The organism is Ruegeria sp. H3, from assembly GCF_056533095.1.
In genome coordinates, this window is record NZ_JBQFOD010000002.1 from 84,713 (window position 1) to 108,573 (window position 23,861).

Here is a 23,861-nt window from a genome sequence, read left to right on the forward strand (position 1 = left end):
ATGTTCTCGGCCCTCTTCATCAGCCGGCCCAAGCTGGCGCTTGTCATTTCGCTGGTCCTAACGATCATGGGCGGCATCGGCTATATGGTTCTGCCGGTCGCCCAGTTCCCGGACATCACGCCACCCGTTGTCAGTGTGACCACCACCTACACCGGCGCCAATGCCGAGACGGTGGAAAACACTGTCGCCGCCCCGATTGAGGCGCAGGTAAACGGTGTCGACGACATGATCTACATGACGTCAACGTCGTCCGATAACGGTTCGTATTCGCTGAATATTACCTTCGAGGTTGGCACCGACCCCGATATCGCCTCGGTCAATGTGCAAAACCGCGTGGCGCAGGCCATGTCTTCGCTTCCAACCGAGGTAACGTCCTCTGGCGTGGTTACGCAGAAAGCATCAACCAATATGCTGTTACTGGTGACATTGACCTCGCCCAACGAGACCTATGACAGCGTGTTCCTGTCGAACTACGCGTCGATCAATCTCAAAGACGCGCTGGCGCGGATTCAGGGTGTGGGCAAGGCGGATGTTCTGACCAACCTGGAATATGCCATGCGCATCTGGATGGACCCGGACAAGATGGCGGCCCTGTCGATCACGCCCGGTGACGTGATCAACGCTATTCGGGAACAGAATATCGAGGTTTCGGCGGGTTCAATCGGTTCGCCACCCGTGCCCGAAGGGCAAACCTTTCAGTACACGATCAAATCCAAGGGTCGCCTGACCTCTGCTGCCGAATTCGGGGATATCGTGATCCGCACAGGCGATGCCGGTTCGATCGTGCGTGTTCGTGACATTGCGCGGGTTGAGCTTGGGGCACAGTTCTATTCGGCTTCGGGCTATTTCCAGGCCGTTCCCGCCACCGTGATTGGCATTTATCAGGCCCCGGGCGCAAACGCGCTGGCTGTCTCCGAACGGGTTCAGGCCGAGTTGGAACGGCTGTCGCGTTCCTTCCCAACGGATGTAGAATATGATGTGCCCTTCAACACCACGGATTTTGTCGAGGCGTCTCTGAACGATGTGGTCTCGACGCTGATCTTGACTTTCATCCTTGTGATTTCGGTGGTGTTTGTCTTCCTCGGCAGTTGGCGGGCTACAATCATTCCAGCCGTCGCCATTCCGGTGTCACTGATCGGCACCTTTGCCTTCCTTCTGGCTTTTGGCATGTCGCTAAACACGATCTCACTGTTCGCATTGGTGCTGGCCATCGGGATCGTGGTGGATGATGCCATCGTGGTCGTGGAAAACGTCGAACGGATCATCGCAGACGAAGGCCTGCCCCCGGCCGAAGCCACGCGCAAAGCCATGGGCCAAATCACAGGCCCCGTCATCGCAACCACGTTGGTTCTGCTGGCGGTGTTTGTGCCCGTGACCTTCATGCCCGGCATTTCAGGCCAGCTGTATTCGCAATTTGCGGTGACCATTTCGACGGCTGTTGTGATCTCTTCCATCAACGCATTGACCTTATCGCCAGCGCTGTGCGGATTGGTTCTGCGGGCGCGTTCCGGCCCTCCAAAAGGTGTGCTGGCTCTGTTCGAAGGGTTTGTCGGAACAGTGCGGAACGGCTATGTCTCGATCGTGCGTAAGTTGCTTATCTTGCCGGTTGTTGCCCTGGGCGTGATCGTAGCGCTTGCGATGGGAACCGGAACGATCATGTCCAACACTTCCAGCGGATTCATCCCGCTTGAGGATAACGGCTTTCTGTTCGTCGATGTTCAACTGCCGGATGCGGCCACTTTGGAGCGGACCGAGACGGTGACCGCGCGTCTGGACGATCAGATACGCGAGATACCCGGTGTCGCAAGCACCGTTCTGGTGAACGGCTTTTCCATGCTGAATGGAACAACCACCAACGGCGCTGCGATTTTCGTCAACCTGGACAACTGGGATGACCGGCAGGAGGATGATCTGAGCGCTGATGCCATTCTGGCCAAGATACTGGCGATTGCGAATGGCGAATCCGCAGCCTCGGTCCTGGCATTCAATCCGCCCCCCATTCAGGGCCTCGGCATGTCTGCAGGGGTTGAGATGGAGGTGCAGCAAACAGGAGGTGGTACGCCGCAGGATCTGGCCTCGGCCGTGGGATCCTTTGTCTACGCCGCCAATCAGCGGCCAGAGATCGGCCAAGCCTACACGACCTTCCGCGCCAACGTTCCGCAGTTGTTTGTCGATCTGGATCGGGAAAAGGCCAAGACCCTGCAGGTTTCAGTGGCTGAGATTTTCCAGACCATGCAGGCGCAGCTGGGATCATATTATGTGAACGACTTCAACCTGTTTGGCCGGGTCTATCGCGTGATGATCCAGGCAGATGGGACCTATCGGGACAATGTCGAGGATATCTCGAACCTCTACGTGCGTTCTCAACAAGGCGAGATGGTGCCACTGGGCACGCTGATCGATGTGGAAAACGTGTTGGGCCCGGTTCTGCTGAAACGGCATAACCTGTTCCGCTCGGCCACGGTCACGGCCGTGCCCGCACCAGGGCTGTCCAGCGGCGACGCGATCAGCGTGATGACCGAGGAATCCGCCACCGCCCTGCCCCCCGGCTATGCCTTTGAATGGACCGGGACCGCACAGCAGCAATTGGCCTCGGGCAGTCTGGTGATCATCATCCTTGGGCTGGCCATCCTGTTTGGCTACCTGTTTCTTGTTGGACAGTATGAGAGTTGGTCGATGCCCGTGTCGATCCTACTATCGGTGATCGTTGCCCTCTTCGGTGCGGTCGCTGCAGTGGCCATCGTAGGCAGTGACATCAACCTTTATACCCAGATCGGGATGATCATGTTGGTGGGTCTGGCCTCGAAGAACGGGATTTTGATCGTGGAATTCGCCATGGAGCAGCGCGCCAAAGGTCTGTCGATCAAGGATGCGGCAGCCGAGGCCGCCTATCAGCGTTTCCGCGCGGTGATGATGACGGCGCTGTCCTTCCTGCTTGGGGTTGTTCCGCTGTTGGCGGCCAACGGGGCTGGTGCCGCCAGCCAGAAGGCCATCGGTGTGGCCGTGTTTGGCGGCATGCTGGCAGCCACTCTGGTCGGCGTGATCCTTGTGCCGGTGCTGTATGCCCTGATGCAAAGCCTGCGCGAATGGCTCAAGGGCAGCAAACGTGATCCTGATCCGGCAACTGAGACCAGCTGAGATCACCTGCGATAAAACATGAAAAAGCCCCGTGCTGGCCACGGGGCTTTTTGCTGTTCAGCTATGCGGTGGTCAACTCTGCCCGGCTGCGTCGTCGCAAAGTAACCTCGCGGATTACGGCCTGCGCTTCCGGTGGTGGGGCCTGCTCAATCCGGCGATAGTCACTACCGTCGATTTGTCGCGTCAGCAGCCCACAGGAGATCATCGTGCGCCGCAACGTCGCCGGGTCATCGAACAGGTGCTCTTGCCCAAGCCCTTCATTGACCTCTGTCTCCGTCAGGCTGATGCCGGCAGGGATGCTGGCCCACAAGGCCCATAGAGCAAGGGTCTGCACAGAGCGCCTGGACGGCCATCGTTTCAGGCGCCCTGCGGCGTCGAATTGAATGAACGCACGCTCGACCGTCCGCATGTCCAGCGGCTCTGCATCGGGTCGCGTTTCGATACGCCGCTTGGCCGCGTTGGCGGCCCGCATATGCTGCAGGTTCTGAAACCCGGCCGCGCGGGCCAGCATGTTCATCAGGCTGAGATGAGGCGGGCTGGCCTCACCCAATTGGTGGTTCAAAGCGCGCGCAAACCCGGTCAGGTCATCCACGTGCAAAGGGATCGGAGATTTGGTCATCATGCATCCATATCGGGCGATTCATACGCTCGTCGGTCGCTGACTTAACGAAACAACGCCCCTAGGAATTGCGATGTCGTTTCAATCTGAATGGCAGGTTTAGCTCTCCCGCAGGAGCAGCGACGCCTCGGTGTCTGCCGACCGTGCCCAAGGGCTAACATGCCCAGCCCCGGCAGCCAAGTCTTCGATGACCTATACCTGCAGGCGCTGCGCCATCCACTGATCGATCCGTTCGATCTGCTCAGGCTTCAGCCGCAAACCCAGCTTATTGCGTCGCCAGACCACATCCTCGGCCCGGCGGGCATATTCCTTGTCCATGAGCCATGCAACCTCGCGCGCGGTGAGCGTTGCACCGAAATTCTCGCCCAGATCGGCAGCCTTTGTTGCATCGCCCAAGATCGTTTGCGCCTCGGTCCCGTAGGCACGGATCAGGCGCGCTGCCCATGCGGTGTCGAGGAATGGATAGTCTGCAACCAGCTTGTCGCTTAGCGCCTGCAAGCCATCAACAGGGAAATCCCCGCCAGGCAGAGCCACACCCGCCGTCCAGGGGCCTGGCAAATCCGGGAAATGCTCGCCCACCTTCTCCAGCGCGCTTTCAGCCAGACGGCGGTAGGTGGTGATCTTGCCACCGAACACGTTCAGCACCGGCGCGCCGCCGATAGCGTTCACTTTCAACGTATAATCCCGCGTTGCCGCCGTCGCACTGCTGGCCCCGTCGTCATAGAGCGGGCGCACGCCGGAATAGGTCCAGACGATATCTTCCTTGGTGACTGGTTGCGCGAAGTATTTGGTTGCAAAGGCGCAGAGATAGTCCTTCTCAGCCTCGGTACAAACCGGGTGTTCAGACGGATCCGCATGGTCCTGATCAGTTGTGCCGATCAGCGTAAAATCCTGCTCATACGGGATGGCAAAGATGATGCGCCCATCTTCACCCTGAAAGAAATAACATTTGTCATGATCGTACAGCTTGCGCGTCACGATATGGCTGCCGCGCACCAGCCGCACACCTTCGCGCGAATTCACATGGATTTTGGACTGAATGATATCACCAACCCAGGGGCCACCGGCGTTGATCAGCATCTTGGCGCGGATGACCCGCGTTTCATCACTGTCGCGATCCCTGACCGTAACTTCCCACAGATCGTCAACCCGGTGGGCCGATGTCACCTCGGTCCGCACCATGATCTGCGCCCCGCGCGCCTCGGCATCGCGGGCGTTCAACACGACCAACCGCGCGTCCTCGATCCAGCAATCGGAATATTCGTAGGCGGTTTCGAACTTTTTCTGCAAAGGCGCGCCTTCGGGTGCGCTGCTCAGGTTCAAAGAACTGGTCCCTGGCAGGATCTTACGCCCGCCGAGATTGTCGTACAGAAACAACCCCAACCGGATCAGCCAGGCCGGACGCCGCCCGCGCATCCACGGCATGACCGTGCTAAGCAGTTTTGAGGTCGGCGTTTCGGAATCGAACCGCATGTCCTTGTGGTACGGCAGCACAAAGCGCATCGGCCAGCTGATATGCGGCATCGCGCGCAGCAGCGTCTCACGCTCGATCAGCGCCTCGCGGACCAGCCGGATTTCGAAATACTCCAGATAGCGCAGACCCCCATGAAACAACTTGGTCGAGGCTGACGAGGTGGCTGAGGCCAGATCGTTCATCTCAGCCAAGGCCACCGACAACCCGCGCCCGGCGGCGTCGCGCGCGATACCGCAGCCGTTGATCCCGCCGCCGATGATGAACAGGTCGGTGATATTATCGCTTGTCGAAGTCATGGCCTATGATTCCCACTCAAATCCGGTTGCCTGCATTAATCAGAGCACCCTTCGCATGATCAAGCTTTATGTTCGTTTATTTTCGTTTTGCAACACAGCCATGAATTTCCCGCAGGGAAACTTGCCAAATCGACGTGAAAGAACATAAACGAAGATACCTGAACCACACGGAAACACCGATGTCCCTGTCCTTTCGCCAAGCTGATATTCTTGAGATCGCCAGCAACGAAGGGCGCGTTACGGTCGATGGGTTGGCCGAACGGTTTGGGGTCACTGTCCAGACCATCCGACGTGACCTGTCCGAACTGGCAGAGGCCGGCAAGCTAGACCGAGTACACGGTGGCGCGGTTCTACGGTCGAGCCTGGCCAATATCGAATACGAGGATCGCCGGACCCTGAATGCTGACGCCAAAACCCTGATGGCGCAGGCCTGCGCGCAGGATATCCCCAATGGCGCATCGGTTTTCCTGAATATCGGCACTTCGACCGAAGCCGTTGCCCGCCAGTTGCTGACCCATAAGAACCTTATGGTTGTGACAAACAATATGAATGTCGCCAATATTCTGGTCGACAACCCCGATTGTGAAATCGTGGTGGCGGGCGGCATGCTGCGCCGCTCGGACGGGGGGCTGATCGGCAACCTGACCGTGTCGACCATACGCCAGTTCAAATTCGACTATGCGGTGATTGGATGTTCGGCGCTGGATGCAGATGGCGATTTACTTGATTATGACTTCCAAGAAGTCCATGTCAGCCAAACCATTATCGCACAAGCGCGGCGGAGCCTTCTGGTTGCAGATCATTCGAAATTCCATCGTTCTGCACCGGCTCGGATCACCTCAATGGCTGAGATGGATACGTTCTATACCGATCAGCTGCTGCCCGAGGATTTGGTGCAGAAATGTGTCGCCTGGGAAACCAAGGTTCGTATCTGCGACAGCTCGTAGACTGCCGCGTAAATCCACTACAAATAGATTGACGATCCCCCGCCTAAACCGGAGGATAGGGCCACCGTCCAGAAAAGGAGGCGCGAGCATGGGACTATTGGGGCAACCTCTGGGCTATTATGACTACCTGACCTTTGTCGCACTGATCCTGCTTCTGGCCGCGGTGATGGGCCTCTTTCTGTTCCTTATGGGGCTGCCCGGCCGGATTGCGATTAAGCGCAACCATCCGCATGCCGAGGCGGTGAAGATCATGGGCTGGATGGGATTTCTGGCTGTTGTACCTTGGGTCCATGCTTTTATGTGGGCGTTCCATGACGGCATCACGGTCGATATGCGCCGTGGGCCGGATGAAGAAAAAGAAGCCATTCGCAAAGACATTGAACGTCTGGGAGGAACGGTAAAAGAAGAATATCAGGCCGCGTCCGACGAGACGCAGAAAAGCTAAGGCCAAAGGAAACACTCAGACATGTTCGTCGCCCTCGGCATTACGCTGTTCTACATCATTTTTGTCTGGTTCATCTTCTTCAAGATGGAGTGGCTCAAGTTCAACATCGCCTGGGGCATCGTCTCGTTTTGGGTGGGTGCGCACTTGCTGCTGATTTTCCTTGTTGCGTTGCGGTTCTTTCAACCCTTCTCGGTCGATAGCCATGTGGTGCGATCCACCATTCAGATCGTCCCGAAGCTGACGCAGCCCACCATCCTGACCGAAGTTCTGGTTGAACCGAACACTCCTGTGACAAAGGGCGATCCGCTTTATCGCTTTGATGACACCGTCTTCTCGCTCGCGGTGGACAATGCACAAGCTCAATTGGTTGCAGCGCAGCAGAATGCCAAAATTCTGGAACAGGACGTGATTGCCAAGACCGAAGCGGTCGAGCGGGCAAATGCGCAGCTGGACTATGCACTGACCGAACAAGCCCGGTACGAAAACCTGGTTCCTGCCGGCGGCGCACGTCAGGATGAGCTGGACCGCTGGAACGAACAGGTGGCCGAGGATACCGCGGGTGTGAAACAGGCGACCGCGAACTTGCAAAAGGCGGTTCTGGCGCAGGAATCCGAGATCGATGGGGTGAATACCGGCATTCTGCAAGCACAGGCGCAGCTGGCCGAGGCCGAATACTTCTTGAACAACACGACGATCTACGCCCCTGAAAACGGCATGATCGTCTCGCAACAGGCTCGTCCCGGTCTGGTCGTTGGCGATATCCGTCTGGGCGCGATTGCCAGCTTCGTGACCGAAGATAACCCCTATCTGCTGGCCACGTTCCGTCAGCAGAACCTGAAATTTGTCGAGGTTGGGCAAGAGGTTGAGGTCGCGCTGGACCTCTACCCCGGAGAGATCCTACCCGGCAAAGTCGAGGCGATCTGGTGGGCCACGCGTCAAGGGCAGTATCTGCCCTCGGGTCGCCTGCCCGGCTTTGAGCTGCCAAAGCTTCCCGGTCGGATCGCGGTTCAGATCACGGTCGAGATGCCTGAAGACCACATCCTGCCAGCGGGCGGTCACGCTGCTGTTGCCATCTATACCGGTCAGGGCAAAAGTTTTGAGTTCCTGCGGCGCATCAATATCCGCCTTTATTCCTTCGCCAACTTCATCCGACCACTGGACATTTGAGGACGCAGACCATGAAACGGGCCACCATTCGAAATTTGATGGGAACGGCCCTTTGCGCGGCGATGCTGGCTGCCTGCACGCCGCTGGGCCCTGATTTCGTACGCCCGAATTCGCCTGTCGTGAAAGAATGGATCGAGGTCAACAGCCCAAGCGCCGGACAAAGTGGCCTGACTGCGCGCAGCGCGCCGGTTGTGAAGTGGTGGGAGACGTTCAATGACCCCACCCTGAACAAACTGGTGGCCGAAGCCTATGCCCAGAACCTGAGCTTGCAAGTTGCAGGGGCACGCGTATTGCAAGCGCGGGCGCAGCTGGGGATCGCCTTTGGTGAGCTTTATCCGCAATCGCAGGCGCTTGGCGGGTCTCTGCAACGGCGCGAGATCAGTGACAATCTTGGCCCGATTGCAGACATCAATCGGATCATCCCGCTGGATACAGAGTTTTCGACCTCGCAAGTGGGCTTTGATGCCCAATGGGAGCTGGACGTCTGGGGCGCACAGCGTCGCGGCGTGCAGGCGGCACGGTCGAACCTCGCCTTGCAGGTGGCGAACTATGATGACGCGTTGGTCACGCTGACCGGGGATGTCGCGGCGCTTTACGTCAATATCCGCGCGTTGCAGGAGTCGCTGGCCGTTGCCCGTGAAAACATCAAGCTGCAGCAAGACTCGGCGGATCTGACGCAATTGCGGTTCAACAACGGAGTCACCACCGAACTGGACGTTCAGGAATCAACCGCCCTGTTGAACAACACCAAAGCGCTGGTGCCCGAGCTAGAGAGCGATCTGCAGCAGACCAAGAATGCGTTGGCCGTATTGCTGGGCGCGACACCTTCGCGGATGACCAACCTTCTGGGCAATTCCGGTCGCATCCCTTCGGCGCGCTCCAATGTCGCCGTGGGCGTTCCGGCCGAGTTGCTGCGCCGTCGCCCTGATGTCCGCGCTGCCGAACTGGCCGCGGCCACCCAATCGGCGCAGGTGGGTATCGCCATGGCGGACCTGTATCCACAGTTTGTCTTGTCTGGCTCAATCGGATTGCAAGCTTCGGGCGGGCGCGATCTGTTTAGCTCGAACAGCACGACGGGTCTGGCCAGCGCGGGTGCGGTTTGGAACGTACTGAACTACGGGCGCATCAAGAACAACGTGCGGGCGCAGGACGCGGCCTATCAGGCTTTGATCGCAAACTACCAGAACACCGTTCTAACGGCCTATTCCGAGGTGGAAAGCGCGATGGTCGCCTATGCACAGGCGCGCAAGCAGGTCGGGTTCTTTCAGCAAAGCGTCGACGCCTCACGCAAGGCTGCAGAGATTGCGATCAGCCAGTATCGTGATGGGATCGCCAGCTATTCACGCATTCTGAACACACAAACCGCGCTGCTGCGATCTCAGGCCAATCTAATCGAGGCACGCCAAGAGGTGTCCAGCAATCTGGTCGCTGTCTACAAGGGTTTGGGCGGCGGCTGGCAAATCCGTCAGAACCGGGAATTCCTGCCGGATACGGTTCTGACCGAGATGGCCTATCGCACCGATTGGGGTGATCTTTTGCAGCAGGCCCCAACCGGTGTCAGCCTGAACTAACCCTTACTTTGTCAGCCCGCGCAGACCACCCGAGATCAGGATGTTCACCTCATATAGGATGCGCGGCGCGGACAGCCCGCCGGGGCTGGCGAGGTAATTCGGGCTCCATTCCGGGTCAAACTTTTGTTTGAACGCCCGCAGCCCTTCGAAATGATAAAACTGTTCCCCGTGTTCATACACAAACCCGCCAATCCGGTTCCAGATTGAAGCGAGTTGGCGGTTTTCAATGCCAGAAAACGGCGCCGCGCCGAGTGAAAACCAGTGAAAGCCCTGCTCGGATCCCCAGACCATCATTTCGGCAAACAGCGCATCCATGACAAAGCTGGGGCTGTCGGGCTCGTACCGCATCAGATCCAGCGAGAGCTCGGATTTATTGCCACCCTGAAACAGATTGGCGAAGGCCTTGATCTGCCCGGTCTCACCGTTTCTCAGCACCGCATGATCGAAATAGGACAGATAAGCCTCATCAAAGCCGCCCAATGCAAACCCCTTTTCAGCCCCCGCCTTCTGCGCCAGCCAATCATCCGAGATCTTCTGCAATTCCGGCAGCACCGGCGCAAGTTCCTCTTTCGGGATGATCTCAAACACATAGCCTTCCCGCGCGGCCCTATTCTTGGCCTGCCGGAACCGTTTGCGGGATTTTCCGTCCAACGAGAAACCCTCAAGCGGAACGCGGGCGACCTCACCGATTTTCAGGATCGATAGGCCCAGATCAAGGAAAGTCGGCAGGAATTTGGTCGACACGCTGTAGAAGGCACATAGCTTGCCCTCGCGATCTGCCATCTCGCGCAATTGCCAGATCAATTGCTGCCCTGCTTTTTCATTCCCCACAGGTTCACCCTTGGAAATGATCGCGTTGCCGGTGTCTGCATAGGCAATAAATGCCGTTTCATCCGGGGCGATCAGGAATTGCTTGTCCCCGGTTAGGGAAATCTGCGATTCCGTGTCCTCACTCTGCATCACCAGCCGCTCTACGACCTCGGGGATTTGAGTGCGCACGGGTACCGGGATCTCACGCCCGAACAGCGATGTAATCGCAACGATGCCCACGATCACCGCCACCACAAGGCTGGAGCGTAAGAAGCGTGAGGCATCGCCGTTCCATGCAAATTCCCACCACAACGCGTTCTGGTATTCGACATGAGAATAGGCAAAGAGGCCGATCCAGAAGATCACCGCCAGCAACACAACTACGCTGATCAGCCACGGAATGTTCAGCCGGAAGATCGACGCCCCGCTGACCCGGTAAAACGCCCCGCGGAACAGCGCAAGAACAGCGATTGTGCCCAGCATGCTGATGGCTTCGTGAGTATCCAATCCCTTGGCAAGCGATGCGGCAAATCCCGCCGCCATCAGCAACATGGCGACGACCCAGGCGCGGTAGAGTTTGCGGAACAGACCCCTGGAGACCAATAACAGCAATACGCCGACTGCACTGCCCGCCAGATGCGAGGCCTCGACGAACGACAAGGGCAACACATCGCGTAAGACGCTGAGGTTTTGCGAATTCGATGGTAAAGCACCTGAAACCAGCAAAATAACACCGGCAATCGCTGCTACACCCGCCGCCACCATCGGAACAATCGGGCGGATCGCTCGATAGACCCAGGTAGCCGCTCCGCCGATCAGGTGGCGTTGCGTCAGGGCCGAGGCGACGGCGATCGACAAGCTTGCGATAGCGAAAGGCAAAAAGGTATAGACAACGCGATACAACAGCAGCGCCGCGATCACATCCGACCGGCCCGATGCGCCCAGCCCTGCGATGATAGTAGCCTCGAACACGCCGATCCCGCCGGGGGCATGGCTTAGGATACCCACCGCTATGGCCCCGACATAAATCGCGAAGAAATACGGGAAACCAACACCCAGATCATCGGGCATTAGAACGTAGAGCACCATGGATGCGCCAAACAGGTCGCCCAAGGCTGCAAGAGTCAGCAGGCTGGCCAGCTTCCCGCCGGGCAGATCGAATTCGAATCCTGCGAATGAAAACCGGCGCCCACCGCTGGACAACCAGGCAAAAACCGCCACCAATCCAACCAGTAAAAACAGGCCAATCGCCGTCTCTACCGTTTCACTGATGGGCAGAACTTTGGATATCCCATCCGGGTGCAACGTCAAAAGCACCCCCAGGATCAAAGTCAGCCCCATCCAGAATGCCACCCAGGACGTGGCGATCACCCCTGCGACCCGTGCCAGATCCAACCCCAGCGAAGCGTAAATACGATACCGGATCGCGGTACCTGTGATGTATGAAAATCCCAGACAGTTCGAAACCGCATAGCCACTGGCCCCGGCCATGCCCGCAACCGGTAATGGTACCTCGCCGTCTGCAACACTTTGGACAGCAAAAACATCGTAGAAGGACAGCGACAAAAAGCTGACAGCGGTCCAGCACAGTGTGATGAAAAACACGGTCCACGGGGTTGCCGCGACATCAGATTGCACATCCGACCATTTCACATGCGCTGACAGGTCATGCAGTATCGTCAAAGCGACCAGCGTGATCACAACTGGAATGGCAATCCGCACCCACGGCTTTTCCAGAAGGCCTGTGAGCTTTTGAGCCCATTGCAGGGCTTTGGGCTCAACACCTTGGTCTTGTGCGGTCATGGCTCTGGCCCCTGCCTGTGGATCACCTTTGGCGGAACTGTGTCACAATTTCCTTCCGGTTCAAAGCACTAGGGCGATTAAGATACGGAGTCACAACCGCCCCTTTCGCGTTGACAGCAGCAGGTTGGTTTCGGATCGGGTGATCCCTTCCATCCGTCTGATCTGAAACAGAACTTCATCCAGCTCTACCAGCGTTTCGGTGCCGATCTCAGCAATCAGATCCCAACTGCCATTGGTCGAATGTACGGCACGCACCTGACGCATGGCGCCGATCCGCGCCATGGTTCGTTCAGTGCCACGCCCTTCGATTTCCAGCATCATCAGGCCACGTACTGGGCTTTGAGCCTCATCCCGCCGGGTCAGCACAGTGAAACCGACGATCTCGCCGGACTGTTTGAGCCGCTGCATCCGACTGCGCACGGTCGTGCGGGTCACGCCCAATGTTTCCGCAAGTTCCGACAGGGATGCGCGCGCATCCCGATGCAAAGCGCTGATCAGGCGCGTATCCAGTTCGTCCATTAGATCTTTCCATTTCGGATTTTCAAAGCCCATTTTGAACAATTTGCGGGCTTCCAGCAAGATATATTGAGCGGCTAAATGAGCCTATGGACAACAAGCAGATTATTTTGGTCGGGGCCCCGATGGATTCGGGAAAACGGCGTCAGGGATGCCGGATGGGCCCCGATGCCCTTCGCGTAGCAGGGCTGGAACAGGCAATTGCCAATCTGGGACATAAGGTTGCGGACTGGGGCAATGTCGAACCCGATCAGGTTGATCTACCTCAGGATTCGCATCTGTTCTCACTACCCGAATGCGTCGGCTGGACCCGCGCCTTGAGCCGAACAGCTGAAAAGGCGGCCTCCGAGGGCACGCCAATCTTTATGGGTGGCGATCATGCGCTGTCGATGGGCACGGTTGCGGGTATCGCCGCGCATGCACAGCAGTTGAGCCGCCCCCTCTTTGTGCTCTGGCTCGATGCGCACAGCGATTTTCATACGCCGAAAAGCACAGACAGCGGCAATCTGCATGGCACGCCAGTGGCCTATTTCACCGGGCAATCGGGGTTCGAGGCCTTCCCCGCGCTTCCAGCAACCATCCCCACAGATTGCGTCGGGATGATTGGGCTGCGCTCGGTCGACCCTGCGGAACGTACCGTTTTGGAGCAAAAAAGCGCCATGCTGGCAGATATGCGCAGCATAGACGAACATGGGATCAAAGCCCCTTTGATGGCCTTTCTGGACCGTGTCCGCGCCGAAAACGGCCTGCTGCATGTTTCGCTGGACGTAGACTTCCTTGACCCTTCCATCGCCCCGGCTGTTGGCACCACCGTTCCTGGCGGTGCGACCGAGCGCGAGGCCCATCTGGCCATGGAGTTGTTGCATGAAAGCGGTCTGGTTTGTTCGCTTGATCTGGTCGAGCTGAACCCGTTCCTTGATGAACGCGGGCGCACCGCAAAGCTGGTAGTCGATCTGGCTGCATCCCTGTTGGGGCGCCGGATCTTTGACCGCCCCACCCGGAGCTTCTGATGCTGTCTCTTCAAGCGCCTTCCGCAGTCGTCATGGTCCGCCCGCACACTTTTATGTCCAATCCGGAAACGCGCGATGACAATGCGTTTCAAACACTGGCCAACCGATCGGCCAAAGCCACATCCGCGATTGCGCGCGACGAGCATGACAAAGCCGTTGAACAGCTGCGCGCTGCGGGTGTTACCGTGCATGTCTTTGACGACTACGGGGATCTGGACACGCCAGACAGTGTTTTCCCCAACAATTGGTTTTCCACCCACCCCGGAGGCCACGTGGCAATCTACCCGATGTTCGTTCCGTCCCGCAGACGTGAACGGCGCTCGGATGTCATCGAGTTGCTGAAATGCGAATACCGGGTGCAGGATGTCATCGACTATTCGGGGCTTGAACAGGATGATCTCGCCCTGGAAGGGACCGGGGCGATGGTCCTCGATCACGTTGGCCGCATTGCCTACACGGTGAAATCAAACCGTGCCGACCCGGTTTTATTGGAAAGGTTCTGCACGCATTTCAACTATGAGCCCATCGCTTTCGAAGCTCGTGATGCCGCAAATCGCGACGTGTATCATACCAATGTTCTCATGGCGATTGGCACGCAATATGCACTGATTTGTCTGGACATGATCCCTGATGCCGAGCGGCGGGAAACCGTCAAGTCCCGGCTTGAGGAATCCGGACGAACGGTCATTGATCTGTCTCATCAACAAATCGCTGAGTTCGCCGGAAACGCAATTGAGCTAACCGGTGGTAACGGGTTGGTGCTGGCTCTTTCCAGCCGAGCGTTGGCGGCACTGACGCCTAACCAGATTGCCACAATTGAGGAAAGCGCAACGCTATTGCCTCTTTCGGTTCCAACAATAGAAACTGCCGGTGGATCGGTACGCTGTATGATCGCGGGCATCCACCTGTCCCGCCGATAGGAGCAAGAAATGCAGCCGTCAGATAAGGCCCTCGTCCCCTTTGTATCCGTCGACAACATGATGCGGCTGGTTCACCATATCGGGGTCGAGCAGATGATCACAAAGATCGCAGCGCAGATCGAGGCTGATTTTAAACGGTGGGAAAGCTTCGATAAAACCCCCCGTATCCCGGCCCATTCCCCACATGGCGTGATCGAGTTGATGCCGACCTCGGATGGCGAAGCTTACGGATTCAAGTATGTCAACGGCCACCCGAAGAACACCTCCGAAGGCCTTCAGACCGTCACGGCTTTTGGCCTGCTCGCAGATGTCTACACGGGTTACCCGACTCTGCTGACCGAGATGACCATGCTGACCGCCCTGCGCACTGCTGCAACATCGGCCCTGGTCGGCCAGTATCTGGCCCCGAAAAACGCGAGGACGATGGCAATGATCGGCAATGGCGCGCAGTCCGAATTCCAGTGTCTGGCCTTTAAAACCATGTGCGGTATCGACACCGTTCGTCTTTATGACATTGACCCGAACGCCACCGCCAAATGCGCCGCCAACCTGCAAGGCAAGGGCCTGACCGTCGTATCCTGCAAAACCGCCGAGAACGCCATTGAAGGCGCACAGATCATCTCGACCTGCACCGCAGACAAGAAGTATGCCACCATCCTGACCGACAACATGGTCGGCCCCGGTGTGCACATAAACGCCATCGGTGGCGATTGCCCGGGCAAGACCGAATTGCACCGCGATATTTTGTTACGCTCTGAAATCTTCGTCGAATACCCCGAGCAGACAAGGATCGAAGGTGAGATTCAAGCGCTTGAAGACGATCATCCGGTGACAGAGATGTGGCAGGTGATGACCGGACAAGCCGAGGGGCGCAAAGATGATCGGCAGATCACTTTGTTTGACAGCGTGGGCTTTGCCATCGAAGATTTCTCGGCCCTGCGGGTCATCAAGAACGTGGTCGCCGAGACAGAATTCTTCGAGCCACTCGATATGCTGGCGGACCCGGACGATCCGCGTGATCTGTTCGGGATGTTGATGCGGGCGCAGTAACACCCGCATCGTTCGTTTACCAGGTCGCGAAAGAGGGGGCTCTGCCCCCGCCGCCCTTCGGGCGTCTCCCCCGGGATATTTTTGGCCAGATGAAGTAATGGATCATTAACCAAAGCCACCAAATGGAGAGAGGCGGTACAGGCAGGGATGCCGATGACCGCGCCAGGTGAAGCTCTTTGGGCGGAAGTTCAGAGAGTGGATCCCTGCTTCATCTGGCTATAAATATCCCGGAGCGCGAGGCAGAGCCTCGCTGGCCCCTACCCTGCCAAGGATGGCAAGAAGAGGACAATGCCCGGGAAGGCCACAAGCAGCGCAATCGTCAACGCATCCGCGATGAAGAACGGTGTCACACCTTTAAATACATCCTGAACACTCAGATCAGGCCGCACGCCGGCGACAACGAAACAGTTCAAGCCAATGGGCGGCGTGATCAGACAGAACTCGGCCATTTTGACGACCAGAATACCAAACCAGATTGCACACATCGGACCGGACATGCCAAAGGCGCTGTCAGCCGCGCTGACGGTTTCACCGCCGTTCAAGGCCATCACCGCCGGGTAGACAACCGGAAGGGTCAGCAAGAGCATCCCAATGGCATCCATAAACATGCCCAACACCGCATAGGCCAACAGAATGCAGATCAGGATCAGCATTGGTGACATCTCAAGGGACGTAATCCAGTCCGAAAACGCTCCCGGCAAATCTGCGAAGCCCAGAAAGCGCACATAGATCAAGACGCCCCAGATGATCGAAAAGATCATCGCTGTCAGTTTGGCGGTTTCCAGCAGGGCGGATTTGAACTCGGGCCAGCGCATGCCGTGGAACAGGGCAAAACAGAAGACGATGAAAGCCCCTATTGCGCCGCCTTCGGTCGGGGTGCCCCAAGCTTTGTCACCAAACGGGTTATAGACGAAACAAATGATGATCAGGATCACGGCCACGATCGGAATGGCACCGGGCAGCGCGGCGAAACGCTGTTTCCAACTGAAGCCTGTCACCGGAGGACCCACCGATTTAAACACAACCGCGATGCCGACGATCAATAGGCCGTACACAAGCGCCGAGAACGCTCCGGGTATGAACCCCGCCAGAAGCAATTTACCGACGTCTTGTTCGACAATGATCGCGTAGATCACAAGGATCGCCGAAGGCGGGATAAGAGAGGCCAGAGTACCGCCTGCCGCGACGACGCCTGCGGCAAAGCGTTTGTTGTAGCCCACGCTCAGCATCTCTGGGATTGCAATGCGCGCGAACACGGCAGATGTCGCAACTGAGGCACCGGATACTGCGGCAAACCCAGCGGTGGCGAAAATGGTCGAAACAGCCAGCCCGCCGGGCACCCAGGCAATCCAGCGTTTGGCGGCTTCAAAAAGCGCCCGCGTCAGACCGGCGTAATAAGCCAAATAGCCGATGAGGATGAAGGTCGGAATCAGACTGAGCGTATGAGCAGCCACTTTGGAATGTGGTACCTGACCGGCTGTTTTCACGGCCACTGTAACGGCTTTGCCAAAACGGTCCGGATCGTAGCCGAACTTGGCCCAGAATATCCAAATCAGCCCGACTAACCCGGCCAGGCCCGCAGCAAAGGCCACGCGCATCCCGGTTACAACAAGAAGCAGCAGGCCTCCGGTGACCCAAAGGCCAATCTCAATCGTATCCATGCGCTAGTCCTGCCCTTCGAACTGTTCCGCCTCGGCAGCGGCTTGGGCGGCGGCGTCCTGGATCAATGGAACAGCAACGGGCGTCTCAAGACCCAGCACTAAGGCGCGCCCGTATCCCCAAACCTGCAGAACCAGCCGCATGCACAACACCGAGAACGCCACTGGCGCCAGCAGTTTTGCAGGCCAAAGCGGTATACCAATGTCGATAGAACTGTCGCGGCTCCATAGCGGAGCGCCGAAATCGAAGGACCGGTCGAAATGTGACCAACTGCCCCAGACCAGGGCCAGCATCAGGACAAGGATCAAAAGGACCGAAATAAGTTCAAACAGCCACAAGGCCCGCCCCTGTAGCCGAGAGATCACAATGTCCATGCGAATATGCCCGCCATCACGCTGCACATATGAAATGCCCAAAAAGGCAATCAGCGGCATCGCCTGTTCGATCCAATCCACATAGCCAGGCAGTGGCGCGTTAAAGGCGTTCCGACCACTGACCGAGACAACGGCCAGAACCATAAGGCTGAACACGGCGAAGCCGCTAATCAGCGCCATGAATTTTTCAAGCGTCAGGAAGCGCTGATCCAGCTGGCTGAGGCGGCTGCCATCTTCCAGCACCGTGGCTTGACCTGCCATTCCGGTGATCCTTTGTAGTGAAGCAATACGGGCACCGCTAAGGGTGCCCGAAAGTAAGATCAGTTTCCGCCGCGCTGTTGCTGCAGCGTGGCTTGAACAAGATCATAAAGCTCTTGCGCCGGAAGGCCCTGGGCAGACATATCTGCGATCCACTGTTCACGGATCGGATCAGCCGCCTTTGTGCGGAACTCTTCGATGACCGCGTCGTCGATCATCACTTTCTGAACGCCTTTTTCGGACAGAACGCTATCCCATTGCTCGAGCAGACCGCCATAGTTCGCCAGATAATGCGCAATTGCTTCGTCAATCGAGCTGTCGAGCGCTTCGCGATGCTCGGGCGACAACGCCTCATAGGCATCGATGTTCACAACAACCGGGCAATTCACAGTGCCGGGGTTCAGGTTCGCCGTCCACCAATCGGCCTCATTGATCGTACCGAAGGATAGATGCGCGTGCTGAGCGAAGGCCACGGTGTCAACAACACCGGATTCCATCGCGTTGTAAGCTTCGGTTGCGGGAACTGATGTCGGAACCCCGCCCACAGCCTCGAACGCCTGACCAAGACCACCGGTTGCACGGACACGCATACCTTCGAAATCGGCCAATTGATCTCGTGGATCGCCGGTGCCCACAAGATTGTATTGCGGCATGGGCGAGGTCATCAGGATGCGCGCATTCCACTGTGCCATTTCATCAGCCACGGCCGGATGGTCATAAACCGCATGGCTGACAGCAACTTCTTCTTCCAGATTGTTCACGCCCAGGAAAGGCAGTTCCAGCACGGTGATCGCGCGGTTCTTGTCGCGATGATAGCCTGCGCAGAACTGCGCGACTTCAAAAGCGCCGATCTCGATCCCGTCCAGGTTTTCGCGCGGCTTGGACAGGCCACCATAGCTGACATTGATCGTGAATTCGCCACCGGTTTTTTCGTTCACCAGTTCGGATAACTTTTCAACATGCTCGGTAAAGGCGCGCCGCTTGCCCCAGACCGAGGCATTCCACTCTGTTGCAGCCGCCTCGGCCACAAAGGCAATCCCAAGGGCGGCGACAGCGGCACCGCTCAAATACTTTTTCATTCTGATGTCTCCCTTATGTGCGCCTCTTCCCGAAGCGCTTGGCGAAAAGTTAGCGCCAACCCCCGCATCTGCCAACCCCGCAGACGCGGCAACGGATACCCGAAGCTCTGGACTCGGCTGTGTTTCACGCTTGGGTTTACTCTGACTCTGAGACCAAGCGGCGACTAGAGCTGCTTCAACCGCTGCGAAACGTGTTACATTCTACCCTTTGTTTTTATGTATTTATTTTAGACAGAAGGAAATTTTTTTACATATTTACACCAAGATTAGAAATTTTTTGACAAACAAATGCAGGGATTACGGCAATTTATTTATTTATTTTCAGAACGCAGCAATACTGCGCTCGGGGAGGAATGGGATCGACATTACCCGTTCAGCGGGCAAAGAAGATCCAGAACTATCCAGTCCAGAGGGAGGAGCCTCAAAAATGACTACCGCTGCCCAGGCAGATGCCAAGACATATGCGCCATCCGCAGATACCGTCGCCCGCGCGCATGTTGATGCCGCCAAATATGACGCGATGTATGCAGCTTCGATCAGTGACCCCGACGCTTTTTGGGCCGAGCAAGGCAAACGCGTCGACTGGATCAAACCCTTCTCTCAGGTCAAAGACGTCAACTACGATTTCGGCTCGGTCAAGATCAACTGGTTCGCAGACGGTACGCTCAACGTATCTGCCAACTGCTTGGACCGCCATCTTGAATCGCGCGGAGATCAGACCGCGATCATTTGGGAACCCGATGATCCAAATGATCCCGCCCAGCACATCACCTATGCTGAGTTGCACCGCCGTACGTGCCGGATGGCAAACATTCTGGAAACGCTGGGTGTGCGCAAAGGTGACCGGGTTGTGATTTATCTGCCGATGATCCCCGAGGCGGCCTATGCGATGCTGGCCTGTGCACGGATCGGCGCGATCCATTCGATTGTTTTTGCAGGCTTTTCACCAGACGCCCTAGCCGCGCGCGTCAATGGGTGTGACGCCAAGGTCGTCATCACAGCAGACGAAGCCCCGCGCGGGGGCCGTAAGACGCCACTGAAATCCAACGCCGATGCCGCCCTGCTGCACTGTAAGGACACAGTGAAATGCCTTGTTGTCAAACGCACGGGCGGTCAGACCACGTGGATTGACGGTCGCGACTGCGACTACAACGAAATGGCGCTGGAAGCGGATGACTATAGCGCACCTGCCGAGATGAGCGCCGAGGATCCGCTGTTCATCCTCTACACTTCGGGATCGACCGGTCAGCCCAAAGGCGTAGTTCATACGACCGGGGGCTATCTGGTTTACGCGGCCATGACGCATGAGATCACCTTCGACTACCACGATGGCGATATCTACTGGTGCACCGCGGATGTGGGCTGGGTGACCGGCCACAGCTATATTGTCTATGGACCGCTGGCCAATGGGGCGACCACGCTGATGTTCGAAGGCGTGCCAACCTATCCGGATGCCAGCCGCTTCTGGCAGGTGTGTGAGAAACACAAGGTCAATCAGTTCTATACAGCCCCGACCGCTATCCGTGCGTTGATGGGCCAAGGCACTGAGTTCGTCGAGAATTGCGATCTTAGCGACTTGCGCACATTGGGGACCGTGGGTGAACCGATCAACCCAGAAGCCTGGAACTGGTACAATGAGGTTGTCGGCAAAGGCGAATGCCCCATCGTGGATACATGGTGGCAGACCGAAACCGGCGGTCATCTGATGACCCCCCTGCCCGGCGCACATGCGATGAAGCCGGGCTCGGCCATGAAACCCTTCTTTGGCATTCAGCCTGTGGTTCTGGACCCGCAATCCGGGGTGGAGATCGAGGGCAACGGCGTCGAAGGCGTTCTGTGTATCAAAGACAGCTGGCCCGGTCAGATGCGCACCGTTTGGGGAGATCATGAGCGGTTCGAAAAGACCTATTTCTCGGACTACAAGGGCTACTACTTCACCGGTGACGGCTGCCGCCGGGATGAGGATGGTGACTACTGGATTACCGGTCGCGTTGACGATGTGATCAACGTCTCGGGCCACCGCATGGGCACCGCTGAGGTGGAAAGTGCGCTGGTTGCACATGCCGCTGTGGCCGAGGCGGCCGTGGTTGGGTATCCCCATGAAATCAAAGGGCAAGGTATCTATTGCTACGTCACTTTGATGAATGATCGTGAACCTTCGGATGAGCTGTTGAAAGAGCTGCGCACTTGGGTTCGAACCGAGATCGGACCAATTGCCAGCCCGGATGTCATTCAGTGGGCCCCCGGCCTGCCAAAGACCCGTTCGGGAAAGATCATGCGCCGCATCCTGCGCAAGATCGCCGAAAACGACTTTGGCAGCCTGGGCGATACTTCAACCCTCGCAGACCCGTCAGTGGTTGAAGACCTGATCGAAAACAGGGCCAACACCTAGGCCCTGACCTAAGACGACCTCATCGCCCGCTCTGGAGGATCTCGCGGGCGATGAGACACACGAATGGGAGGAGATAGGCCGCAAGGCTTTGATCCTGAAACCGAATACTTCGATTGAACCGCTTTGGCGGAACAGCGGAGTTTTGCCGGACGTCACGGGGCGTTTGGCACAACCAAGAAGCGGCGCATCGCACTGGAGGAGTTGTGCAGCGTCGCCCAAGAGGGAAGCGAAGGAGGACACCGCATGGCGGATCATTCATCAAACTCCGCGCAGGCTGCCGATGCCGATAAGGGCTATTGGCAGGCCAACCTGCGCCTCATCTACATCAGCCTCGTCATCTGGGCGCTGGTGTCGTTTGGATTCGGCATCCTGCTGCGTCCGCTTCTGTCGGGGATCGCCATCGGCGGCACCGATCTGGGCTTTTGGTTCGCTCAGCAAGGATCAATCCTGGTCTTTCTGGTGCTGATCTTCAACTACGCCTGGCGCATGAACAAGCTGGACGCTGAATACGGCGTGGACGAGGAGTAAGCGAACCATGGATCAGTTTACCATCAACCTGCTGTTTGTTGGCGCATCCTTCGCGCTCTACATCGGCATCGCGATCTGGGCCCGCGCTGGGTCCACATCTGAATTCTACGCTGCGGGCCGCGGCGTTCACCCGGTCACCAACGGTATGGCGACAGCGGCAGACTGGATGTCTGCGGCCTCGTTCATCTCAATGGCGGGCCTGATTGCCTTTACCGGCTATGACAACTCGACCTTCCTGATGGGTTGGACCGGTGGTTACGTACTGCTGGCACTGCTGCTTGCGCCCTACCTGCGTAAGTTTGGCAAGTACACCGTCTCGGAATTCATTGGCGACCGGTTCTACAGCCAGACCGCACGTGTTGTTGCGGTTGTCTGTCTGATCGTGGCGTCGGTGACTTACGTGATCGGTCAGATGACCGGCGTGGGCGTAGCCTTTGGCCGCTTCCTCGAGGTCGACAACACCACCGGACTGCTGATCGGTGCCGCTGTTGTGTTTGCCTACGCGGTGTTTGGCGGGATGAAGGGCGTGACCTACACTCAGGTCGCTCAGTACTGCGTGCTGATCACCGCCTACACCATCCCGGCCATCTTCATCTCGTTGCAGCTGACAGGCACGCCGATCCCGGCGCTGGGTCTGTTTGGCGACACCGCAAGTGGTGAGCCGCTGCTGACCAAGCTGGACGCAATCGTGACCGAGCTGGGCTTTAACGAATACACAGCCCACCATTCGAACACGCTGAACATGGTTCTGTTCACGCTGTCGCTGATGATCGGTACTGCCGGTCTGCCACACGTGATCATGCGCTTCTTCACCGTGCCGAAAGTCTCTGACGCACGTTGGTCCGCTGGCTGGACGCTGGTCTTCATCGCTCTGCTGTATCTGACCGCCCCTGCGGTTGGTGCCATGGCACGTCTGAACATCAGTGAAATGATGTGGCCCAATGGCGGCATCGAAGGTGGTGCTGTGAGTGTCGAACAGATCGACAACGACCAACAATATGACTGGATGGCCACGTGGCAGAAAACCGGCCTACTGGACTGGGAAGACAAGAACGGCGACGGTAAAATCCAGTACTACAACGACAAATCCGAAGCGATGCAGGCCATTGCGGAAGAAAAAGGCTGGGTTGGTAACGAGCTGACCAAGTTCAACCGCGACATCCTGGTTCTGGCGAACCCGGAAATTGCCAACCTGCCAGGTTGGGTTGTGGGTCTGGTTGCTGCCGGTGGTCTGGCTGCGGCCCTCTCCACAGCTGCGGGTCTGTTGCTGGCGATCTCGTCAGCGGTGTCCCACGACCTGGTCAAAGGGGCTATCAACCCGTCGATCTCTGAAAAGGGTGAGCTTCTGGCGGCGCGGATTGCAATGGCTGTGGCCATCGTGGTCGCAACTTGGCTGGGTCTGAACCCACCGGGCTTTGCGGCGCAAACCGTGGCCTTGGCGTTTGGTCTGGCGGCAGCCTCGATCTTCCCGGCGCTGATGATGGGGATCTTCTCGACCCGCATCAACAACACCGGCGCTGTCGCTGGCATGATGGCTGGTCTGGTCGTGACCTTGGTCTATATCTTCCTGCACAAGGGCTGGCTGTTCATTCCGGGCACCAACTCGTTCACCGATGCTGACCCGCTGCTGGGTCCGATCAAGTCGACCTCGTTCGGCGCCATCGGTGCAATGATCAACTTCGGCGTTGCTTACGTCGTTGCCGGCATGACCAAAGAGACTCCGCAGGAGATCAAAGATCTGGTCGAAAGCGTTCGCATTCCCCGTGGTGCTGGCGCAGCTCAGAATAAATGAGCATGATGCGGCG

Annotated in this window: 18 protein-coding genes; 11 read left to right on the forward strand and 7 right to left on the reverse strand. The window is 57.6% G+C overall.

Translation table 11 applies throughout. The annotated features are described in order from the left end of the window. A complete protein-coding gene (locus tag ACR0JE_RS03060) occupies positions 1-3,138 on the forward strand; it encodes an efflux RND transporter permease subunit (protein ID WP_480862905.1) in 3,138 nt (1,045 codons plus the stop codon). Positions 3,139-3,199: 61 nt separating this feature from the next. On the opposite strand, the gene ACR0JE_RS03065 is transcribed toward ACR0JE_RS03060, so the two are convergent. Together ACR0JE_RS03065 and glpD are read right to left on the reverse strand one after the other, a co-directional pair. Next, on the reverse strand, positions 3,200-3,757 hold the full coding sequence (locus ACR0JE_RS03065) for a DUF2087 domain-containing protein (protein WP_480862907.1): 558 nt from the start codon (positions 3,755-3,757) through the stop codon (positions 3,200-3,202). Positions 3,758-3,949: 192 nt separating this feature from the next. Then, positions 3,950-5,527 (reverse strand): glycerol-3-phosphate dehydrogenase, encoded by a 1,578-nt coding sequence (gene glpD / locus ACR0JE_RS03070; protein ID WP_480862908.1) that lies wholly within the window; start codon positions 5,525-5,527, stop codon positions 3,950-3,952. 179 nt (positions 5,528-5,706) lie between these two features. On the opposite strand from glpD, the gene ACR0JE_RS03075 reads away from it, so the two are divergent. From ACR0JE_RS03075 to ACR0JE_RS03090, 4 genes are all read left to right on the forward strand, one after another. Continuing rightward, a complete protein-coding gene (locus ACR0JE_RS03075; RefSeq protein WP_480862911.1) occupies positions 5,707-6,474 on the forward strand; it encodes a DeoR/GlpR family DNA-binding transcription regulator in 768 nt (255 codons plus the stop codon). A gap of 88 nt (positions 6,475-6,562) precedes the next feature. Next, on the forward strand, positions 6,563-6,919 hold the full coding sequence (locus ACR0JE_RS03080; RefSeq protein ID WP_170530218.1) for a DUF3302 domain-containing protein: 357 nt from the start codon (positions 6,563-6,565) through the stop codon (positions 6,917-6,919). A gap of 21 nt (positions 6,920-6,940) precedes the next feature. Then, the gene (locus ACR0JE_RS03085; RefSeq protein WP_480862913.1) at positions 6,941-8,086 is read left to right on the forward strand and encodes an HlyD family secretion protein; all 1,146 of its coding nucleotides are present in this window, start codon (positions 6,941-6,943) and stop codon (positions 8,084-8,086) included. 11 nt (positions 8,087-8,097) lie between these two features. After that, positions 8,098-9,657 carry an efflux transporter outer membrane subunit gene (locus tag ACR0JE_RS03090; protein WP_480862915.1) on the forward strand — a complete coding sequence of 520 codons (1,560 nt, stop codon included), beginning with the start codon at positions 8,098-8,100 and terminating at the stop codon, positions 9,655-9,657. A 3-nt stretch (positions 9,658-9,660) separates the two neighbouring features. Here the strand turns inward: ACR0JE_RS03090 and mprF are convergent, their stop codons facing one another. Together mprF and ACR0JE_RS03100 are read right to left on the reverse strand one after the other, a co-directional pair. Next, entirely contained in the window at positions 9,661-12,270 is a 2,610-nt protein-coding gene (gene mprF, locus ACR0JE_RS03095) for a bifunctional lysylphosphatidylglycerol flippase/synthetase MprF (protein WP_480862917.1), read from the reverse strand. Positions 12,271-12,360: 90 nt separating this feature from the next. Next, a complete protein-coding gene (locus ACR0JE_RS03100) occupies positions 12,361-12,789 on the reverse strand; it encodes an Lrp/AsnC family transcriptional regulator (RefSeq protein WP_170530226.1) in 429 nt (142 codons plus the stop codon). 86 nt (positions 12,790-12,875) lie between these two features. Here ACR0JE_RS03100 and rocF point away from each other — a divergent pair, with 86 nt between their 5' ends. Genes rocF through ACR0JE_RS03115 form a run of 3 tightly spaced genes read left to right on the forward strand, consistent with a single transcriptional unit; the run spans position 12,876 to position 15,766 of the window. Next, positions 12,876-13,796: an arginase gene (gene rocF / locus ACR0JE_RS03105; protein WP_480862919.1), complete on the forward strand. Its 921-nt coding sequence runs from the start codon at positions 12,876-12,878 to the stop codon at positions 13,794-13,796. Next, positions 13,796-14,716: a citrulline utilization hydrolase CtlX gene (gene ctlX / locus ACR0JE_RS03110; RefSeq protein WP_480862921.1), complete on the forward strand. Its 921-nt coding sequence runs from the start codon at positions 13,796-13,798 to the stop codon at positions 14,714-14,716. Before rocF ends, ctlX begins: the two co-directional genes overlap by 1 nt. A 9-nt stretch (positions 14,717-14,725) precedes the next feature. Further along, positions 14,726-15,766, forward strand: a complete 1,041-nt coding sequence (locus ACR0JE_RS03115) for an ornithine cyclodeaminase (protein ID WP_480862923.1) — start codon at positions 14,726-14,728, stop codon at positions 15,764-15,766. Between the two features lie 257 nt (positions 15,767-16,023). On the opposite strand, the gene ACR0JE_RS03120 is transcribed toward ACR0JE_RS03115, so the two are convergent. The 3 genes from ACR0JE_RS03120 to ACR0JE_RS03130 are packed head-to-tail and all read right to left on the reverse strand — an operon-like array spanning position 16,024 to position 19,136. Next, complete coding sequence (locus ACR0JE_RS03120) at positions 16,024-17,427, reverse strand: TRAP transporter large permease (protein ID WP_480862925.1); 1,404 nt, start codon at positions 17,425-17,427, stop codon at positions 16,024-16,026. 3 nt (positions 17,428-17,430) lie between these two features. After that, positions 17,431-18,060 (reverse strand): TRAP transporter small permease subunit, encoded by a 630-nt coding sequence (locus ACR0JE_RS03125; RefSeq protein WP_480862927.1) that lies wholly within the window; start codon positions 18,058-18,060, stop codon positions 17,431-17,433. 59 nt (positions 18,061-18,119) lie between these two features. Then, a complete protein-coding gene (locus ACR0JE_RS03130) occupies positions 18,120-19,136 on the reverse strand; it encodes a C4-dicarboxylate TRAP transporter substrate-binding protein (protein WP_480547140.1) in 1,017 nt (338 codons plus the stop codon). Between the two features lie 427 nt (positions 19,137-19,563). Here ACR0JE_RS03130 and acs point away from each other — a divergent pair, with 427 nt between their 5' ends. From acs to ACR0JE_RS03145, 3 genes are all read left to right on the forward strand, one after another. Then, a complete protein-coding gene (acs, locus tag ACR0JE_RS03135) occupies positions 19,564-21,528 on the forward strand; it encodes an acetate--CoA ligase (RefSeq protein ID WP_480862929.1) in 1,965 nt (654 codons plus the stop codon). A 243-nt stretch (positions 21,529-21,771) separates the two neighbouring features. Next, on the forward strand, positions 21,772-22,056 hold the full coding sequence (locus tag ACR0JE_RS03140) for a DUF4212 domain-containing protein (RefSeq protein ID WP_170530242.1): 285 nt from the start codon (positions 21,772-21,774) through the stop codon (positions 22,054-22,056). A 7-nt stretch (positions 22,057-22,063) separates the two neighbouring features. Continuing rightward, a complete protein-coding gene (locus tag ACR0JE_RS03145) occupies positions 22,064-23,848 on the forward strand; it encodes a sodium:solute symporter family protein (protein WP_170530244.1) in 1,785 nt (594 codons plus the stop codon). The last annotated feature ends 13 nt before the right edge of the window (positions 23,849-23,861 follow it).

What these genes read in the sequence shown, in the direction of transcription:
- ACR0JE_RS03060 (WP_480862905.1), top strand. Translation starts at nt 1, where the DNA reads ATGTTCTCGGCCCTCTTCATCAGCCGGCCCAAGCTGGCGCTTGTCATT.
- ACR0JE_RS03065 (WP_480862907.1), bottom strand. Translation starts at nt 3,757, where the DNA reads ATGACCAAATCTCCGATCCCTTTGCACGTGGATGACCTGACCGGGTTT.
- glpD (WP_480862908.1), bottom strand. Translation starts at nt 5,527, where the DNA reads ATGACTTCGACAAGCGATAATATCACCGACCTGTTCATCATCGGCGGC.
- ACR0JE_RS03075 (WP_480862911.1), top strand. Translation starts at nt 5,707, where the DNA reads ATGTCCCTGTCCTTTCGCCAAGCTGATATTCTTGAGATCGCCAGCAAC.
- ACR0JE_RS03080 (WP_170530218.1), top strand. Translation starts at nt 6,563, where the DNA reads ATGGGACTATTGGGGCAACCTCTGGGCTATTATGACTACCTGACCTTT.
- ACR0JE_RS03085 (WP_480862913.1), top strand. Translation starts at nt 6,941, where the DNA reads ATGTTCGTCGCCCTCGGCATTACGCTGTTCTACATCATTTTTGTCTGG.
- ACR0JE_RS03090 (WP_480862915.1), top strand. Translation starts at nt 8,098, where the DNA reads ATGAAACGGGCCACCATTCGAAATTTGATGGGAACGGCCCTTTGCGCG.
- mprF (WP_480862917.1), bottom strand. Translation starts at nt 12,270, where the DNA reads ATGACCGCACAAGACCAAGGTGTTGAGCCCAAAGCCCTGCAATGGGCT.
- ACR0JE_RS03100 (WP_170530226.1), bottom strand. Translation starts at nt 12,789, where the DNA reads ATGGACGAACTGGATACGCGCCTGATCAGCGCTTTGCATCGGGATGCG.
- rocF (WP_480862919.1), top strand. Translation starts at nt 12,876, where the DNA reads ATGGACAACAAGCAGATTATTTTGGTCGGGGCCCCGATGGATTCGGGA.
- ctlX (WP_480862921.1), top strand. Translation starts at nt 13,796, where the DNA reads ATGCTGTCTCTTCAAGCGCCTTCCGCAGTCGTCATGGTCCGCCCGCAC.
- ACR0JE_RS03115 (WP_480862923.1), top strand. Translation starts at nt 14,726, where the DNA reads ATGCAGCCGTCAGATAAGGCCCTCGTCCCCTTTGTATCCGTCGACAAC.
- ACR0JE_RS03120 (WP_480862925.1), bottom strand. Translation starts at nt 17,427, where the DNA reads ATGGATACGATTGAGATTGGCCTTTGGGTCACCGGAGGCCTGCTGCTT.
- ACR0JE_RS03125 (WP_480862927.1), bottom strand. Translation starts at nt 18,060, where the DNA reads ATGGCAGGTCAAGCCACGGTGCTGGAAGATGGCAGCCGCCTCAGCCAG.
- ACR0JE_RS03130 (WP_480547140.1), bottom strand. Translation starts at nt 19,136, where the DNA reads ATGAAAAAGTATTTGAGCGGTGCCGCTGTCGCCGCCCTTGGGATTGCC.
- acs (WP_480862929.1), top strand. Translation starts at nt 19,564, where the DNA reads ATGACTACCGCTGCCCAGGCAGATGCCAAGACATATGCGCCATCCGCA.
- ACR0JE_RS03140 (WP_170530242.1), top strand. Translation starts at nt 21,772, where the DNA reads ATGGCGGATCATTCATCAAACTCCGCGCAGGCTGCCGATGCCGATAAG.
- ACR0JE_RS03145 (WP_170530244.1), top strand. Translation starts at nt 22,064, where the DNA reads ATGGATCAGTTTACCATCAACCTGCTGTTTGTTGGCGCATCCTTCGCG.